The sequence below is a fragment of the Bacillus sp. BP-3 genome, from assembly GCF_028401955.1.
Taxonomy (GTDB): Bacteria; Bacillota; Bacilli; order Bacillales; family Bacillaceae_G; genus Bacillus_A.
Window position 1 is genome coordinate 1 of record NZ_JAQOTJ010000058.1, and the last position, 809, is coordinate 809.

General features: G+C 35.8%; 1 protein-coding gene. It reads left to right on the forward strand.

What is annotated here, in order from left to right:
* Positions 1–65 precede the first annotated feature (65 nt).
* Positions 66–752 carry an IS6 family transposase gene (locus PLX19_RS25920; protein ID WP_272191801.1) on the forward strand — a complete coding sequence of 229 codons (687 nt, stop codon included), beginning with the start codon at positions 66–68 and terminating at the stop codon, positions 750–752.
* Positions 753–809: the final 57 nt, after the last annotated feature.

Here is an 809-nt window from a genome sequence, read left to right on the forward strand (position 1 = left end):
GGTTCTGTTGCAAAGTTTCCTACATGAAGCTACACTCTAGAAAACAGGATATAGGAGAATCAGATATGAGGTATTTTAAAGGAAAACAATTCAAGAAAGATATTATTTTAGTAGCTGTCGGCTACTACTGCCGTTTTTCTTTAAGTTATCGCGATGTATCTGAAATCCTGAAAGAACGTGGTATTTCAGTTCATCCAACAACCATCATGCGATGGGTTCATGAATATGGAAATCTCATCTATCAAATTTGGAAAGTAAAAAATAAATCTGCACGCTTATCTTGGCATTTGGATGAAACTTATATCAAAGTTAAGGGAGAATGGCATTACCTCTATCGTGCAATTGATAAAGATGGAAACACGTTGGATATTCAACTTCGTAAAAAACGGGATCATCAGGCTGCCTATGCCTTTATGAAAAGATTAGTAAAACATTTTGGAGAACCAACGGTTCTCACTACAGACAAAGCGCCGGCATTACTTTGTGCATTTAACAAATTAAGAAAACAAGGATTTTTTCAAACCACAATCCATTATACAATCAAACATTTAAACAATCTTATTGAACAGGATCATAGGCATGTAAAAAGACGTTTTGCCAAATCCGCAGGATTTCAAAATCTTCGTCATGCTTCACGTACGATAAAAGGTATCGAAACCATTCATGCCCTATATAAACAAAGGCGAAGTCTTCAAGGAGACTCCGCCTTTTCAACGTACAATGAACTTCAACAATTACTAGCTACTTCCTAAACATTGTTCCTCATTTACCAACCTGTTTATACTTTTTTCAAGCTTTGCAACAGAACC